The organism is Paracholeplasma brassicae (assembly GCF_000967915.1).
Lineage (GTDB): Bacteria > Bacillota_I > Bacilli_A > Acholeplasmatales > UBA5453 > Paracholeplasma > Paracholeplasma brassicae.
In genome coordinates this window covers 1,144,607-1,161,876 of sequence record NC_022549.1, presented here as the reverse complement: position 1 = coordinate 1,161,876, position 17,270 = coordinate 1,144,607, and the positions used below count along the sequence as shown (strand labels likewise).

Here is a 17,270-nt window from a genome sequence, read left to right as displayed (position 1 = left end):
ACTAATAGTATAAAGGGAGGAATTATTGTGAAAAAACTATTTATTGTCAGTATGCTTGTCTTAAACTTATTCTTTTTAAGATCAAACACCGATGCAGCAATAGCGCCAACAGTTACTTACTACACATCAATTGAAGAAATGAGTCAAGGTATTAAGTATCTAGGATCAAACCAGATAGTGCCTAGAAATCTACCATTTAGTAAAGAAGATTACCTGATTTCTTATCAAATCACAAGTGAGTCTAGATTTAATCAAAAAAGAAGTGGCTATCTAGAAATTGATATTTCTGTTGTTCCTAAAACCGAGAATGTGTTTGATCGATTTGAACTAAATCTTAACGTAAATAATAAGGAACCGGTATTTACCTACCATGTGAATTCAAAAACAGATTATGGGTATTACATTTTATTACAATCGAAAAACAAAAATGATAGGGTTAGCTTATATTACTTAACTGAAAATGAAGTCGATGAATCATCATATATGGGGATTCTAAATTCAATTGTCGAAGCGTTAAATGGACGAATCGAGGTGGAATCAAAATGAAGAAATTATTCATGGTTTTAATTGTAATATCTATTAGTTTGACTGGCTGCTTTAGTAAAAGCATTCAAACATCAACAAGATATAACACCGAAAGCGAATTTATGACTGCTTATGAGAAAACGTCAAAAGATGATGGGTTTTACTTGTTTAAATTCAATACATATGATTCTATTAGTTTTCCTTACATAAAAAATAACAATCAAGGTAAATTGGTCGGTGTAACCTACAGTCTAAGTCATGGCCCTTACGAAGGTAGTTATAGTTTTTCATCTGAATACGATTTATCAATGGATTACATGTCCCTATTTAATAAAGACGTTGAACTTGTTGACGAAATGTTTGTTAATGATTTAATCATTCGAAGTCAAGATGAAATCATAGCTAGTGAGCATCACTATCACGTTTCTTTTTCCTACATAAATGATGAGATTACTTATTTTGGTAACATATATTTCATAAAGTCTAATCCAGACTATGAGTTGTTAACGATAGAAGCCATAAAAGATAAAATAATTGAGTACCATAATGACTTAAAAAAAACCTAGAGATTGTTATCTCTAGGTTAGCTTTTCAGTATTATTACTTTCTTGTTTCTTTAGAAAATGATAACCAAGTATGCAAATGATTGAAGAACCGATCGCACCAACAATTAAATCCAGCATCGTGTCTAATAAACCGTAGTCTTGAGGAAATAATAAATACGTATTTTCCCACAAATAGCGCTGCATATTAGAGGCAGATAGCGTTAAATTAAAAGTCAACGTATCAATTAAAAATTCATAAAACTCCCAAACAACCAGTAAGGTAATCGAAAAGGTAAATGCAAATATACTGACAAAAATAGCAGGTAGCTTTACGTATTTCTTACTGTTTTGGTTATAGATATGAATCGCTTCAAAAGCAGATAGCGCAATGACGAATCCACTAACGGCATGAACAATTTTGTCATAACCGTAGATGTCTTCGTAAAAGTTATGAACAAAACCAAGTGTGATTGAAGCAAACAAGAATACTAATACCAAGATTTCAACGCTGTTAGTGATAACAAGCTTGAATTTTGATTTCAAGAATCTAGGGACACTCATTAGAACAATTACTAAGCTAGATAAGAAGATATTACTGATTGAAGTATCCCTTGTGGCATCTGAAAAACCAAAAATCACACCTAAAATAGAAGCCGTTAATTCCAAGAGGGCTATGGTAGTAAACAGATGATAGTAAAATGCAGAAGATTTAAATATCGATTTTTTCATATAATCGCTCCATTCGTATGAACTAGTGATAAAATAATATCATATTAGCATTAAAATTACCATTAGAAATCGATGTTTAATGATTTTTTTGGAAGAAAGAGGGATATATATGAAAATAGTCTGTCAAGGAGATTCGATTACAGATTGTAATCGTTTTCATACTGACCAACCACTAGGCGATGGTTATGTGTATTTATTACAACAAGAGCGGAAAAACGACACAATCATCAATAGAGGGATTAGTGGAAATCGAATTCCAGAACTTTTTGAGCGATGGCAAAAAGATACGATTGAGGAAAAACCAGATTTATTATTTATATTGGTTGGGATTAATGAGATTTGGCATAAGTATAAACACAATAAACCGATGACAACAAAAGAGTATCAAGCGAATTATGAACGTTTAATCATAGAAACAAAAAAAGATTTACCAAATGTAAAAATATGTTTGTTAGAACCTTTCGTGTTTCCAATCGGCCATTACGAACCACAATGGATGCCAGATTTATTAGAGGAACAAAAAAATGTTTATGAACTCTCATTTAAATATCATACTGGTTTTATTCCGCTTCAAAAAATATTCGATGAAGCCCTTATTCATCATACAATGGTTGAGCTTCTACCAGATGGTGTACATCCATCATTAGAAGGACATAAAGTGATTAAAGAGGCAATTGTTGAGTATTTGACATTAATTAATTTTGAAACCCCTTTGAAATAAGTTTGAAAGAATCTTACTGGTGTGTTACAATTATAGTTAGATAATATCAAAAACACTAATGAAAAAGGGAGATTTTATATGAAAAAAGTAAGATCGATTCTAATCGAAGCAGGTATCATTCAAGAAAACCAATCCTTCGTCTTATTCAATATGGGTAAAAAGAATAATATTTTAGAAGGTGGTTTATATACTCAGCAAGTCGCAATTTGTGAGAACAATCAAATTATCTTTGTTCATTTTTTTGGAAGAGGATTGATTAATCGAACGTATTCAATTGGCCAACCTATTACAATAAAACTAAGTCAGATTAACCGTGTCATATTTGAAAAAAAGAACGGCTATTTATGGCTTGAACTAATGATAGATGAAGATAAAGTTTCGCTTTCATTATCAAGAAAAGAATGGAAAACAGAGGAAATAAAGCAATTTGTCAATTGTTTGAAAAGCGAATTCAATATTTCAAATTACGAACTTTATCAAAAGTTAAAATAGAAGTAGTAATTTTAGTTTTTATTTTGTATACTATAAATAGTAAAACATTTAGAAGAGGTGAGTATCTATGGCAGTAGCAAACGTTATAAAGTTTGATGGCTTTTCAGATCGTAAGTGGCTTGTATTCAAACACCCATCAAAAGATATTTTAGACAAGAGTAAAGTCATTGTTGGTCCAGGTCAAGTTGCAATCATGGTTCATGGAGGCAAAGTTGTCGAGATTTTTGAGTCAGGCACGGTTGAATTATCGACTTTAAATTACCCGGTATTAAAGACGTTTATTGAAGGTGCATATGATGGCAAGACACCATTTCCGGTTGAAATCTATTTTGTCAACCGCATATTAAAGTTAGATATGCTTTGGGGAACCAAAGAACCAATCGCTGTCTTAGATCCGAAATTTCAAGTCCGTGTCAATGTTCGAGCACGCGGTCAATACGCATTAAGAATTTCGAATTATCAGTTTATTTTGACTACGTTGGTTGGCTCATTAGGTGGAAAAAACATTGTTGAATTTGAAGTAGTCAATGATTTCTTTAGAGCAATCATTAACACGAAAGTAAAGACGAATCTTGCAGATAAAATCATTAGAGAAAACGTCTCGACTTTAGACATAGCGCTTCACATGGAAACGATATCTAAAGAGACGTTTACGGAACTTGAATCAGAGTTTGAACGATTTGGATTTGAACTGGTTAATTTTTACTTCGAATCGATTTCTGTACCAAAAGAAGACTTAGAACGCGTCAATGAGATTTTAAATAAGAAAGCTGAATTTAATATTCTTGGTGATGATAGATATCGCACAAGTAGAGGATTTGATGTCTTAGAAAAAGCAGCAGATAACGAATCACAAGCCGGCGGTATTGCTTCGATGGGTCTTGGATTAGGTGTTGGTGTTGGCGTTGGTACAAACGTTGGAAAAATCGCATCAGATAGCTTATCAAATACGAATCCATCTCATACGCCTTCGATTAAAAATAAACCGTGCATCAGCTGTCATAAACTCATTGAAGAAGATGATGTTTTTTGTCCTGAATGTGGAACTAAGCAAGAGCTAAAGTGCAGCAAATGCAATCAAAACCTAAAACCGACGGATCGGTTCTGTCCAAGTTGCGGACAAAAGGCTGGTGAGTAAAAATGAAATCAACTAAAGCAAAATTATTCTATACAATCGTTGGACTTGTTGTACTGGCATTTTCAATTGTAACTGCCGTCGTATTACACATCACAGATCCAATTAAAACGAGTGGTGGTGGCTGGACATTTTTGAGTATACAAATTGTAGTTAACTTATTATTTGTCTTTGTTCTCCTTTACACAGGATTTAAGAAAAAAGAAATCGCAGTTTCATATGTGATGGTGGTTTCTACGATTATTCTTCAGTTTTTACCACTAATGATTCGTCTGTTAGTCCGTGGGGAAAAACCACAGTATATGTGGGCGGTTATCATCGCATTTGTTTCAATCATTGCGTATTTAGCAGTATTATTTTCAAGTGACTTACTAAATGATAAAGTTCAAGAAGTATTACCGACATTAGAATCAAATAAAATTAAAGTTGAAGACATTAACGATTATAACGACCAAAATGGTAAGTTTGTTAGTGCGAAAAGGAAGGATTCCTAAATCATGATACAGTCAGTTGAATGCAAATCTTGTGGGAACGTTTATTACGATGATTCAGAAAAGTGTCCTTACTGTGGATCGGTTAACCCACTACATAAAAAAAATGGTGCGTCAAGTCAAACCGCATCGAATCCATTAAAGACAACTTATCAAGACATCGTAAGTCAAAATTCGACAAGCAGCAATAACGAAAGAAGTGAGGGGTCAAGAAGTGGACAGTCAGACATCAATGTGTGTTTATTGATTGCTTTACTTGTGATATTTTGGCCCGCAGGTCTCGTTTACTTAATTGTTAAATTAGTGAACAAATAAATGATAAAAGCCACCAAAAATGAACCGCCCCCTGTCAAGTAGACAGTGGAAATAATTAAATAACTGATTCAATTTTTAAGGCTTGATTCCGAAATTCCATCGGAGTTAAGCCTTTTAGTTTTTCTTGGTACCTTTGTTTATTATAAAACTGGATGTATTGATCAATCGCTACTTTGAGTTGATTGATGTCGTGAAACTGGGTTAAATAGTACATTTCTGATTTAAGTGTACCCCAAAAACTCTCCATCGGTCCATTATCAATACACCTACCAACTCTAGACATACTGACTGTCATGCTTCTAGAAGTGAGCTTCTTTTGAAACACTTTATTCGTATATTGATACCCGCGGTCACTGTGTACCATCGGTTTGGCTTCCGGATTAAGTTGGAATGCTTTCTCGAAGGTTTCATTTACCAGTTGGTTATTATTCGATATACCCATTTTGTAACTGATAATACTGGTATCACACAGATCGATGATGGCACTTAAGTATAACTTAGTATTCGATCCAATCACCTTGAACTCGGTAACGTCTGTTAACCATTTCTCATTGGGATTATTAGCCTCAAATTGTCTGTTTAAGACATTCTCTGCTGTGATCTCTGGTCTTACTTTAATATACCCCTTACGCACTCTACGGATAACCGACGATACACCTAATTTCTTCATCAATCGTCTGATGCGTTTTACATTATAGTTCGTTTGATTCCGCTTATTAATCCATAAAGTCATCCGTCTATAGCCTAAGATACCTTTAAACTCATCATGATATTCAAGAATCAATTGAGATAACTCATGATTAATCTTTTCTTCATTTGTTTCTTCATGTTTTAACCACTTATAATAGCTGCTACGAACAATCAAAAGGATTTCACATAACACCAAAATAGGATAGTTTTTTGCCTCATGAAGCCCTTTTATCGTTTTGTATTTGGCTTCTTGGCGGATCTTGCTAAAATATCCCTCCTTTCGATCTCCTGGAATTTTTTTATGACTTCAGCCTCCATCTCCAGACGTTCATTCTTCCGTCTTAGAAGCTCAACTTCACGTTTTAGTTTCTCAATTTCACTTAGATTCTCTACAGGCTTTCTCTTGCCTCGTTCGTCCTTTAAACCAGCTTCACCTTCTACGTTGTATTTTCTGACCCAGTTATACACTTGTGAGTAGGCTGTCTCAAACTTCTCCGCTGCGAGTTTATATTCAAAGTTATGTTCAATCGTCCATTTCACTATATCTAACTTTTCTTCATAACTCACTTTTCTTGATTTCGCCATATAAACATACCCCTTTGGATCATACGCTTTGATCTCGTTATGTCTATTATACTTGGAAACCCAACTCTTAATCATTGAGTCTGATGTTATTTGATATTGTTTGGCCAGTTCTGCGTATGATCCTTTGCCATCGTGGTAAGCTTTAATCACCTCTAATTTGAATGATTTCATATAACTTTGGTTTCTTGGTTTATCCTCAAATGCCATACTTCCCATCGATTCATAGTTCCTGACCCATTGTTTAACACTGGATACGTCACATCCTAATTCACATGCGATTTCTAACATTGACTTGATTCCTGTTTGATATGCTTTGATTGCTTTGATTTTTGTTTCTTTACTGAATCTTGGTGTTCTTGACATAAGAAAAATCCCCTCTCTGTACACTTCTACAAACTTTAATTATTTGTAGTGTCTACTTTAAGGGGATCATATCAAAAAATGGTGGCTTTTTTTGACTTTGTTCGTTTATAACAATGAGACAAGATCTTTTTCAATTTTATCAGGTGTCGTTGTAGGTGCATAACGCTTAACGACTTTCCCATTCTTATCAACTAAAAACTTCGTGAAGTTCCATTTAATGGAGGTGCCAAACATCGAACGTCTTTGTGATTTTAAGTATTTAAATAATGGATTTGCATTTTTTCCGTTGACCGTTGTTTTTTGAAATTGATCAAATCTGATGTCGTAATTTAGACTGCAAAAGGATTTAATCTCCTCATTCGATCCCTTAGCTTGGTTTCCAAATTCATTTGATGGAAAATCAAGTAATTCAAGTCCTTTGTCTTTGTAGGTCTCATAAAGTTTTTCTAAACCCTCGTATTGTGGTGTAAAACCACAACCGGTCGCACTGTTAAATATAAGAAGTACTTTTCCTTTATACTTAGATAAGGAAACTTCTTTGCCATCAATCGTTGTTGCGTTAAAGTCATAGATCATTGTTAAAACCCCTTTCGATTGTATGCAATTTAATTTTATACCATTTTTGCAAGGTTGTCAACTTGATTAATTAAAAGATTATTGATACAATTAGATTGTATAAAAGATAACGAGGTGCATGACGATGAAAAGTGATCTATTAAAGTTGGATAATCAATTATGTTTTGCCTTATATGTGGCGTCTAAAGAAGTGATTAAGCGATATAAGAGTTTATTAGATCCCTATGGTCTAACTTATACGGGTTACATTACGATGCTTGCGTTATATGAACAGGACCAAGTCTCAATTAAAGAGTTAGGACACAAGCTATATTTGGATTCGGGTACATTAACACCTTTATTAAAAAAATTAGAGAATCAAGGCTATATCATAAGACAGCGTAGTAAAGAAGATGAAAGACAAGTGTTTATTCGTTTAACAAAAACAGGTGTTTTATTAAAAGAGTCCTTAGTTAAGGTACCTGAGGCGCTTCTTTGCAGTATTAATGCAGATCCAAAAGACGGGAAGCGATTGCTTGATTCGCTTCATGAACTGCTTCATGTTTTAGATGAAACACCTAAGTCGTCCTCTTAGGTGTTTTTTTGGTAAAAAATACATACTTGCATGTTATAATAAACATAATATTTATAAAGGATGGTTTTGTGTGACTAAAACAGTGGAAAAAGATCTAATCATTATTAAAGATGGTGTCTCATTTGAAATATCAGCAATGGCTGTCGTGGTTACTATGGCAGATAAAATACCTTATTTTCTTGTGATGAGAACCTTCAATCACATTTATGATTTTCCAAAAGGCCATGTAAAGGTAAATGAAACCTACCTCGAAGCGGCGATTAGAGAAACCGAAGAAGAAGTTGGGGTCGTACTTTCAAAAGAAAATTTATTAACTGAAATACCTGGTTTTTCTTATCAGTTCAATCATGAAACGCTTCGTATTGACTTGATTGAGTTTCATGATCGATTCAAAGCATTTCAGGTAAAAAAAGAGATTTACGCATATTTATTTATTGTTGATGGGTTTATGCCTACGATACCAAATCACGACGAAGACATTGAAGAAGTTTTGTGGGTTAAGGCAAGTGAAATGAACCAAGTGCTTTCCTATAAGAATTCGAAAGACTTAGTCAGTCGTGTCATGACGTTTTTAAACGACCACTCATTTTTAGGAGGCGAGTAATGCATACGCTAGAATCACTTAAAAAACAACTAAAGGCCATGGGGTTAAACAGCGATGATCACATCTTAGCACATACCTCAATGAAAGCAATCGGACATGTCGATGGTGGGGCAAAAACCGTACTAGACGCGTTTTGTTCTTATTTCTCAGAAGGTGTTTTTATGTTGCCTGCACACACGTGGAAGACTATGGATGAACAAAACAACCGATTTGATCCAAAAAAAGAAGAGGCATGTGTTGGTTTATTGCCCAATATGATGCTTAAAAGAAGTGACGTTCATCGAAGCTTGCACCCAACGCACTCAGTAGTAGCTTCTGGGAAAAAAGCTAGTAGTTATATTAAGGGTGAAGAAGATAAAACGACACCCACACCAAAAGATGGGGTTTATGGGCGCTTAAAAGACGTTAAGGGTTATATTTTATTAATTGGTGTCACACAAATGCGAAATACATTTATTCATTCGATTGAAGAACGTAAAGAAATCGCCAATCGTTTAACAAAAGAACCGATTCTTTTTGAACTTGTTAAAGAAGATCAAATTTTAAAGAGGTATTTTCATAAACATTACACAAAAGAATTTCCGCATCTATCGGAAAACTTTGACCGAATTGAACCATTGTTAATTGAAAAAAAATTGATTGAATTCTATCAATTTGGTGATGCCGTTGTAAGAAAAATGAAAGCAGATGAGTTATCGACGTTTATTGAAAAGTTGCTTGACCAGGACAGACGTCTGTTTGACTCAAATGAGCCATATGAAGGAGGTATAAAATGGGATTAATTGGATTCATCATTTTTGGTGGTATTGCAGGCTGGATTGCAAGCATGATTACTAAAAATAACAAACAAATGGGGATTATCGCCAATGTTATTGTTGGATTACTGGGCTCAATTATCGGGGGCTTCATCGCTTCTGAATTGGGCTTTGGGAAAATCACAGAGTTTTCAATTCGTAACTTGGTCATTGCAATATTTGGCTCCGTAATTTTACTTTGGATTGTTAATTTTATCACTGGAAAAAGACGATAAATTTTTCTAAAGGCACTTGTCATAAGACGAGTGCTTTTTTTTGAAGTAAAATGTAAATATATTTTCTAACAAAGGCAGTCGATGTTCTTATTTTTAAACTAAAAAATCGCTACACAGAGCGTTTTTTCTTTTTAAAACAAACTAAAACGATTTTTCTAAGGTATCGATAAAATAAAAACAAAGAGGCATGGCCAAGGTGCGGCAATTGCCGTTTTTCTGACTGAAAATGCTTGTTTACTTTCATTTTAAACAAGTAAAATTGAGTGTATTTAACAAGACTCTTTTTGATATAATTTAGACACCTTGGAGGTGAGTTTATGCAAAGCTATCAATTACATAAAAATATTATTTGTATCGACCTAAAAAGTTTTTATGCATCGGTAGAATGCAGCTTACTGGGTCTTGATCCTTTTACAACACCGCTTGTGGTTGCCGATCGCTCTAGAGGTGGTGGGGGTGTTGTGCTTGCGATTAGTCCTTATTTGAAATCGCTCGGGGTTAAAAGTCGCTGTCGAATTCATGAATTACCAACCAATATTTCGATTATTTACCGTAAACCTCAAATGCAAACCTACCTTGAATATGCTTCAAAAGTCCTTAGTATATACTTGGATTATGTTTCAGAAGAGGATTTGTTTGTCTATTCAATTGATGAAGCGTTTCTAGATTTAACCTCGTACTTGTCTTACTATAAGAAGACGGACGCTGAGCTAGCGAAAGACATTTTAAAAGCCATTAAAAATAAGCTTGATTTGTATGCGACTTGTGGGATTGGCCCCAACATGTTGATCGCAAAACTTGCGTTAGATATCGAATCTAAAAAAAGCCCGGATTTTATCGCAAAATGGGGTTATGATGACATTAAGACAAAGCTTTGGCCGATTGAACCATTAAGTGAAATGTGGGGTATTGGCCACCGGATGCTACACAATTTAAACCAAATGGGCCTCTACAAGATAGGGGATATTGCAAATTACGACGTAAAAAAACTTAAGCGAAAATACGGTGTTTTAGGGGAGGAGCTTTATTATCATACCCACGGGATTGATATGAGTATCCTTCAAGATAAAGACGCAATTAGCTCACCAAAGAATAAGTCGTATGGGATTGGACAAACACTTTATCGCGATTATCACGTGCCTGATATTTTTCAAGTGATCAGAGAAATGGCTGATGACGTGGCAAGACGTTTAAGGATGGCGAAAAAACAAGCATCAACTATCTCATTTGGAATCGGGTACTCAAAGGCATATGGTGGTGGATTTTCTAGGCAGCAGACCATAGAGGTTGCAACCGCTAGTCCCACGAAGATTTATGAGATTTGTTTGGGTCTGTTAAATGAATTTTATGAAGGGTTTCCAATTCGAAAAGTGCATATTTCGGTTAGTCAAATGTGTTCGAATCATGCGTATCAGCTTAACTTGTTTGAAGATATTGACATCGAAATCAATGAAACTAAAGTTCATAAAGCGGTTGATGAAATCAAGGATAAGTATGGAAAAAATAGCGTTTTAAGGGCATCGAGTGGTTTAGAGAGTTCGACAATTAAAAAACGAAATGAAATGATTGGTGGACACAATGCCTGATTATTATGTTGATCGAGGGATCATTAAATGGCGACCATTTGATGCACTTGTTGGCTATCATGACGTCATAAGAAACATGAAGTATCAGCGAGCAAAAAAAAATCAACCAATGGTCGACGAACAAAAACAAGAAGAACTTGAGTATCTTATGAGACGAGCAATTGAAGAAGATCTTGAAGTTGTTATTGTCTATTTTTTTGACGGCTACGTAAAAGAGACGTTTGGACGAATTATTAAAACAAATCCTATTTACAAACAAATAACCCTTGACACTAGTGAACGATTCCACGTTTCTAATATCTTAGATATTAAGTTGTATTGATTGCGTTTTTACCTTTAAAACGCGGTTTTACAACTTTTTGTTTTATGAAAAATATGATTGCGTTTACATATCTAAGTAAAACGCTTTCTATTTTTTTTCTAATTAAGTCCTGGCTATAATGAAGGTGTAGAAATCGAAAGGAAATTGAATATAATGCAACCAAAACAACAGTCAGTAGACGTGGCACTTTTTACAGCCACGGATGAGATTAACGGTTTAGTCGCAAATGCGAAGCAGGCGCTTGAGTCTTTTTATGATTACGATCAAGCGATGATTGACCATATTGTGGCGAAGGTTTCAGTCGCAGCCCTAAATGCCCATGGTAGTTTGGCTAAACTTGCTGTCGACGAGACAAAAAGAGGTGTTTTTGAGGATAAGGCAACAAAGAATTTGTTTGCCGTAGAGTATGTAATTAACCACATGCGTCACTTAAAAACCGTCGGTATAATTAGCGAGGATGATGTCAAAGGCATTACTGAAATCGCTGATCCAGTTGGTGTTGTTTGTGGTATCACACCTGTGACTAACCCAACAGCAACCACGTTATTTAAGGCATTGATTTGTCTTAAAACGAGAAACCCAATTATCTTTGCATTCCACCCAAGTGCTCAAAAATCAAGCATGGAGGCTGCGAAAATTTGTTATGAAGCTGCCCTTCTTGCTGGTGCTCCAGAACATGCAATTCAGTGGATAGAAGTACCAACAATGGAAAAAACGAACTTACTTATGAACCACGAAGGCGTTGCGACTATTTTAGCAACCGGTGGTAATGCAATGGTTAAAGCGGCCTATTCATGCGGCAAACCAGCGCTTGGTGTTGGTGCCGGGAACGTCCCAGCTTACATTGAAAAAACAGCGAATTTAAAACGTGCTGTGGCAGATGTTGTGATGTCAAAATCTTTTGATAATGGTATGGTCTGTGCCTCTGAACAAGCAACGATCATTGATAAAGAAGTTTATGATGAAGTAATCAATGAATTCAAGTCGTATGGGGTTTACATTTGTAATGCCAAAGAAAAGTCGTTATTAGAAAAATTTATGTTTGGTGTTTCTAAAAAAGACGAGTATTCCCAAGCGAAGTTAAATCCAAACGTGGTTGGAAAATCAGCCAAATGGATTGCTAATGAGGCAGGGTTTGACATCCCAGAAAAGCATTTAATTCTTGGTGTGAATTGTAGTGAAGTGGGTATAAATGAGCCACTCACTCGTGAAAAATTATCACCAGTGCTTGCCATATTAAAATCCAAGTCAAGTGATGAAGGTATCCGTATATCAAGACACATGGTTGAATTCAATGGTCTAGGTCATAGTGCGGTGATTCATAGTGATAATCAAGAAGTTGTTGACAAATTTTCTAAACAAATGTCTGCAATTAGAATCATCCATAACAGCGCAGCAACTTTTGGTGGTATTGGCGGTGTTTATAATGCGTTTATTCCATCGATGACACTAGGCTGCGGGTCCTATGGACACAACTCAGTTGGTGATAACGTTAGCGCCATCAATTTACTAAATATCAAGAAAGTAGGCAGAAGAAAAAATAATATGCAATGGTTTAAAGTCCCAAGCAAGATTTACTTTGAAAGAGATTCCATCGAGTATTTAAGACAAATGCGTGAGATGGAAAGAGTATTTATTGTGACTGACCGTCAGATGGTTGATTTAGGTTACGTTAATCGCGTAACTGATCAATTGAATTTAAGACGCAACCAAGTAAGCATTCAACTCTTCTGTGACGTCGAACCAGACCCAAGCATTGAAACAGTGCTTAGGGGTTATGAAATCATGAAATCGTTTGAACCCGATACAATTATTGCCTTAGGTGGCGGTTCACCGATGGATGCAGCTAAAGTTATGTGGTTATATTATGAAAACCCAGACGTTAACTTTGATGATTTGAAACAAAAGTTCATGGACATCAGAAAACGTGCATTTAGATACCCAGAACTTGGTAAAAAATCAAAAATGGTTTGTATACCAACGACCTCAGGTACCGGTAGTGAAGTGACACCATTTGCGGTTATAACCGATAAAAAAGAAAATAAAAAGTACCCATTAGCGGACTACTCATTGACACCTACGGTCGCAATTATTGACCCGTCATTGACGATGAGTCTGCCAAGAAGTGTAACCGCTGATACCGGTATGGATGTCTTGACACATGCGATTGAAGCCTATGTTTCAACGCTTGCAAATGACTACACAGACGCACTAGCACTTCAGGCAATCAAACTTGTCTTCGACTACTTAAAACCCAGTGTCGATAATGGTAAAAACGACCCAGTTGCTCGTGAAAAAATGCACAACGCATCGACCATTGCTGGTATGGCATTTGCCAATGCGTTCTTAGGCATCAGCCACTCAATGGCACACAAAGTCGGTGGGGTATTTCATTTAATTCATGGTAGAACCAATGCCATCTTATTGCCGTACGTCATCGAGTATAACGGCACACGCCCACAAAAACTGTCAACTTGGCCAAAATACGAATCCTACGTTGCCGATCAAAAATACGCGGATATCGCAAGATTCATCGGGCTTAAGTTTGAAACGACTGAACAAGGTGTAAAAGCATTGTCAAAAGCGGTTTATGAACTTGGTCTCTCGATTGGTATCGATATGTCATTTAAAGCTCAAGGCGTTGAAGAAAAAGCATTCATGGCCGCAGTCGATGAAATCGCGTATTTAGCCTATGAAGATCAATGCAGCCCTGCAAACCCTAGATTACCGATGGTAGCTGATATGAAAGAAATTTTAATCAAAGCATACCACGGCACAAAATAGTTTTCTTCCGAAAGAATTAAACATAGAAAAAAGAACGTTATTGTCAGTTCTAAGCGGCAATAAACGTTCTTTTTTCACTACCTAGTTGAAATACCCGTATTTTAGCGTATAATAAATAACAAAACGAAAGAGTGATGGTATGCCAACAATTGCAATTCTTGGGAAAAAAGACACCTACAGTGAACAAGCGGCCAGTCGGTTTATTAAAAAACAAGGTAGTGACTTTGAAAAAGTATACTACAAAACAACCAAAGAAGTAGTGAAATCTTTGGATGAAGGAATCACATATGCGGTGTTGCCGTTTGAAAATACGCTTGAGGGATACGTGAACCAACACATGGATTTGTTAATTGAACAAGACATTGAAATTATCAATGAAGTGACGTTAGATATTCAATTCAACTACGTTAAGAGAGTAGATAAACCAAGACGGGTTTATGTTCAGTACGTGGCTAAAAATCAATGCCTTAATTTAATTGAATCCTTAAATGATACCGAGATCATCACCACGGAGAGTAATTCGGAATCGTATGAGAAAATGCTTCAAGACGAGGATTCCGCTTCGATTATTCCATCACATCTAACCGTAAACAACAAACATTGGATGATTAAAAAAGATATTTCAGATACGCATTCAAACCACACCAGATTCTTAATTTTAACCAAACGACGTGATAATCCTGTTTATGACTTATATCAAACGTTAAAAGTGACCTTATTAATCAACGTAGGTAAGGATAAACCAGGCTTACTTTATGAGATTTTAAAAGAGTTCGCCAAAAGAGACATGTCATTGATTTCGATTATGTCTAGACCAACCAAAAATCAAATTGGTACGTATCATTTTTTTATTGAGCTATACTTAACCAATGAACTCACGAATGAACTTCAAAAAATTAATGAAATAGAGCGTTTGTTTCAATTGAAAATTCTAGGGATATACAAAAAAATAGAAGAATGAATCAAAAAAAAGAGAGATTTTACACTCTCTTTTTTTGATTATTTTTGAATGACAAGAATTTTGACTTCACCAGCACCCATGAAGAAATAAGGGTTACCATTTTCATCGAATTCAAAGAACATGCGAGGTTCTAACTCATGCATGGCATAAAGTAGTTTGGCCTCTTTTGCAACCAAATTGAATTTTTCGCGAATTGGTCTTAAATCGACTTTGGTGTGTTGAGCTTCGTATGGGTTCGCATTACCAACGATTAAAAGTATTTCATTTTTTGCTTCATACGCAAAACCAATTGGATTATAACCTTCAGTAAAACTAATTGGAAGATAGTTTTTCTTATTTGTGATGACATCCAAATAAGCTTGTCTAATTGGACTTACTTTGGATAGGTTATCAAGGATATCTTTTGACATATGATTCAAGTAATGAATGGCAAATTTATCGAATAGTGCAAGTTTCATGTAATATGGATCACTTGAATCTAACATATAAAGTTCGTTTGGTCTAGGGTCAATACCCGTATTCATTGGTTGACGCTCATAAACCTCTTGACCGGAATTTATAAACGGCACACCATTTGGCATGAACATATTCATAACGGTTAAGAACTTACTCAAGTTTTGCCCGCCATCTCTAGCAGCTAGTCTTGGTGTGTCATGTGTTTCACCACAGGCAAAGACAGGGCAATCAAGCAAGACGGATTCATACATGAATCGGTGAAGATTACCTTCAAACACCTTATGTTCCATTGAAAAACCGTTGCCTATGATCATGTTATAACCCATAGGACGTGCTGTTTTTGCGTTGTCAGGGTTTAGTTCTTCAGCGATGAACGCGAAGTCAGGATCGATTTTTCTAGCAGTACTGATAATTTGTTCAACGAGCTCTTTTGGAAGCGCATGACCCATGTCAATACGAGCACCATCGATGCCATAAGTTTTTTGGTAGTGAGGGATAATATTTGCTAAAGTATCCCAAAGTGCTGTGTTTGGCTTGTTTCCAGGGTATAAATTTGATTTGATGGTATCAAATAAAATGTAAGGTGGAATATTTTGATCGGTTAAATATTGTTGATTGTCTCTTGGGTGATCGAGATACATTCTAAAGAAGGTAACATCGGTCCAAGGTGGTTGAATATCATTGATGTGATCAGAGAAAGCAGGTGCGATGGTAAGTCCGTAATAGGTATCGATCAGTTCTAAAATCGAACCGCCATTCTTACGGTATTCTTTCTCAAGTTTTTTCCATAGTTCTTTATCTTGAGTTTTCGGATCAAATTGGAATAATGAAATGTGATCTAAAACTTCTTTTGATTGATAAACCGTAGGCATGTATTTACTCACAGGTGAAACCGTTTTTTCGAGTAGCTCATGGACGTATGGTGGTTTATATTTTGGCATATCGGCAGATTTAATCCAATAAAACCAATCTGGATGATCAATGATTAAATCATTTTCAGTGGCATTGGTTCTTGGGATGATGTCAATCATGACGCGCATGCCTAAGGTGTGGATTGCTTCAACTAAAACCTGGAACTGTTCATCTAAACTTAAGTCATTTTCAATCATTGGATCCGATAGGGATGAATCAAGTTCAAAAAAGTTCGAAACCCCGTATGGGCTACCTAACTCACCTTTTTTATTCTTTAATGAGAACTTTGAAATAGGTAAGAGATAAATGGTATCAACACCCATCTTCTTCAACATTGGAAGAAGCATCAGTGTTTTTAAGAACGTACCTGTTTCTTTTAAGTGGTAAACGTTGTTTTCATCAATGTAACCATTTCGATCGTGATCCCAAGCAGAAGAGGTACGAATCATCATGGAATATACCGTTGATTTAATAATCCAGTCACCACCGAACTTGTGGTGTTCATTTCTAATTGAAGAAAGCGATTGAACAGGAAGTGATTCGTATTTATCTAATAAAACATGGTCAATTAAGTCAATCAAGTAATCAAAAGGATTTACTAAGTGTTCACCACTTTTTAAACGAGTGATTGGGTCATGACCAAATAAATTGAATAAATCTGGAATTGCGTAATTAAAAGGGTAACTTGGTTTGTTCTTCACAAGTGCCTCTCTAAGTTTTAGTATTTTTGACATATTATAAACTCCTATCTATACAGTTTACATTATAACACCATATCGCCGTTCTTTTATATATAATGTGAAAAAGAAGTAAGCGTTTACACAAGTTAGGAATTATAAAATTTTAACTAGTTATATTTCGTAAAAAAAGACAC

At 35.4% G+C, this 17,270-nt stretch carries 20 protein-coding genes; 15 read left to right on the top strand and 5 right to left on the bottom strand.

The features are described 5' to 3' along the window. The first annotated feature begins 27 nt into the window (after positions 1–27). Complete coding sequence (locus BN853_RS05415) at positions 28–546, top strand: hypothetical protein (protein ID WP_030004948.1); 519 nt, start codon at positions 28–30, stop codon at positions 544–546. Beyond that, the gene (locus tag BN853_RS05410) at positions 543–1,091 is read left to right on the top strand and encodes a hypothetical protein (protein ID WP_030004947.1); all 549 of its coding nucleotides are present in this window, start codon (positions 543–545) and stop codon (positions 1,089–1,091) included. Before BN853_RS05415 ends, BN853_RS05410 begins: the two co-directional genes overlap by 4 nt. Before the next feature lie 12 nt (positions 1,092–1,103). Here BN853_RS05410 and BN853_RS05405 read toward each other — a convergent pair whose 3' ends face one another. Next, positions 1,104–1,799, bottom strand: a complete 696-nt coding sequence (locus tag BN853_RS05405) for a DUF2238 domain-containing protein (RefSeq protein WP_030004946.1) — start codon at positions 1,797–1,799, stop codon at positions 1,104–1,106. 109 nt (positions 1,800–1,908) lie between these two features. Between BN853_RS05405 and BN853_RS05400 the strand changes: the two genes are divergently transcribed. The 5 genes from BN853_RS05400 (at position 1,909) to BN853_RS05380 (ending at position 4,953) form a co-directional block, all read left to right on the top strand. Continuing rightward, positions 1,909–2,520, top strand: a complete 612-nt coding sequence (locus tag BN853_RS05400; protein WP_030004945.1) for an SGNH/GDSL hydrolase family protein — start codon at positions 1,909–1,911, stop codon at positions 2,518–2,520. Between the two features lie 78 nt (positions 2,521–2,598). Further along, positions 2,599–3,012, top strand: coding sequence for a hypothetical protein (locus BN853_RS05395; RefSeq protein WP_030004944.1), 414 nt, complete (start codon positions 2,599–2,601; stop codon positions 3,010–3,012). 67 nt (positions 3,013–3,079) lie between these two features. After that, positions 3,080–4,150 (top strand): SPFH domain-containing protein, encoded by a 1,071-nt coding sequence (locus BN853_RS05390; RefSeq protein ID WP_030004943.1) that lies wholly within the window; start codon positions 3,080–3,082, stop codon positions 4,148–4,150. A 2-nt stretch (positions 4,151–4,152) separates the two neighbouring features. Beyond that, entirely contained in the window at positions 4,153–4,641 is a 489-nt protein-coding gene (locus BN853_RS05385; protein ID WP_030004942.1) for a hypothetical protein, read from the top strand. 3 nt (positions 4,642–4,644) lie between these two features. Next, the gene (locus BN853_RS05380) at positions 4,645–4,953 is read left to right on the top strand and encodes a hypothetical protein (RefSeq protein WP_030004941.1); all 309 of its coding nucleotides are present in this window, start codon (positions 4,645–4,647) and stop codon (positions 4,951–4,953) included. 55 nt (positions 4,954–5,008) lie between these two features. Here BN853_RS05380 and BN853_RS05375 read toward each other — a convergent pair whose 3' ends face one another. The 3 genes from BN853_RS05375 to BN853_RS05365 all read right to left on the bottom strand — a co-directional run bounded on the left by BN853_RS05375 (position 5,009) and on the right by BN853_RS05365 (position 7,167). Next, positions 5,009–5,836, bottom strand: a complete 828-nt coding sequence (locus BN853_RS05375) for an IS3 family transposase (protein WP_030004561.1) — start codon at positions 5,834–5,836, stop codon at positions 5,009–5,011. A 35-nt stretch (positions 5,837–5,871) separates the two neighbouring features. Beyond that, positions 5,872–6,591, bottom strand: a complete 720-nt coding sequence (locus tag BN853_RS05370; RefSeq protein WP_030004029.1) for a helix-turn-helix domain-containing protein — start codon at positions 6,589–6,591, stop codon at positions 5,872–5,874. A gap of 105 nt (positions 6,592–6,696) precedes the next feature. Beyond that, positions 6,697–7,167, bottom strand: coding sequence for a glutathione peroxidase (locus BN853_RS05365; protein ID WP_030004940.1), 471 nt, complete (start codon positions 7,165–7,167; stop codon positions 6,697–6,699). Between the two features lie 124 nt (positions 7,168–7,291). On the opposite strand from BN853_RS05365, the gene BN853_RS05360 reads away from it, so the two are divergent. The 8 genes from BN853_RS05360 to BN853_RS05325 all read left to right on the top strand — a co-directional run bounded on the left by BN853_RS05360 (position 7,292) and on the right by BN853_RS05325 (position 15,028). Then, positions 7,292–7,741, top strand: a complete 450-nt coding sequence (locus tag BN853_RS05360; RefSeq protein ID WP_030004939.1) for a MarR family winged helix-turn-helix transcriptional regulator — start codon at positions 7,292–7,294, stop codon at positions 7,739–7,741. Between the two features lie 70 nt (positions 7,742–7,811). Continuing rightward, positions 7,812–8,345, top strand: coding sequence for an NUDIX domain-containing protein (locus BN853_RS05355; protein WP_030004938.1), 534 nt, complete (start codon positions 7,812–7,814; stop codon positions 8,343–8,345). Next, a complete protein-coding gene (locus tag BN853_RS05350) occupies positions 8,345–9,127 on the top strand; it encodes an AAC(3) family N-acetyltransferase (protein WP_030004937.1) in 783 nt (260 codons plus the stop codon). Before BN853_RS05355 ends, BN853_RS05350 begins: the two co-directional genes overlap by 1 nt. Further along, positions 9,118–9,375: a GlsB/YeaQ/YmgE family stress response membrane protein gene (locus tag BN853_RS05345; RefSeq protein WP_030004936.1), complete on the top strand. Its 258-nt coding sequence runs from the start codon at positions 9,118–9,120 to the stop codon at positions 9,373–9,375. Before BN853_RS05350 ends, BN853_RS05345 begins: the two co-directional genes overlap by 10 nt. Before the next feature lie 317 nt (positions 9,376–9,692). Next, the gene (locus tag BN853_RS05340) at positions 9,693–10,961 is read left to right on the top strand and encodes a Y-family DNA polymerase (protein ID WP_030004935.1); all 1,269 of its coding nucleotides are present in this window, start codon (positions 9,693–9,695) and stop codon (positions 10,959–10,961) included. After that, complete coding sequence (locus BN853_RS05335; protein WP_030004934.1) at positions 10,954–11,283, top strand: YolD-like family protein; 330 nt, start codon at positions 10,954–10,956, stop codon at positions 11,281–11,283. The genes BN853_RS05340 and BN853_RS05335 overlap by 8 nt, the downstream gene beginning before the upstream one ends. 153 nt (positions 11,284–11,436) lie before the next feature. After that, positions 11,437–14,067 carry a bifunctional acetaldehyde-CoA/alcohol dehydrogenase gene (adhE, locus tag BN853_RS05330; protein WP_030004933.1) on the top strand — a complete coding sequence of 877 codons (2,631 nt, stop codon included), beginning with the start codon at positions 11,437–11,439 and terminating at the stop codon, positions 14,065–14,067. Positions 14,068–14,206: 139 nt separating this feature from the next. After that, positions 14,207–15,028: a prephenate dehydratase gene (locus tag BN853_RS05325; RefSeq protein ID WP_030004932.1), complete on the top strand. Its 822-nt coding sequence runs from the start codon at positions 14,207–14,209 to the stop codon at positions 15,026–15,028. A gap of 38 nt (positions 15,029–15,066) precedes the next feature. Here BN853_RS05325 and BN853_RS05320 read toward each other — a convergent pair whose 3' ends face one another. Then, positions 15,067–17,130, bottom strand: coding sequence for an alpha-amylase family protein (locus BN853_RS05320; protein WP_030004931.1), 2,064 nt, complete (start codon positions 17,128–17,130; stop codon positions 15,067–15,069). Positions 17,131–17,270 lie beyond the last annotated feature (140 nt).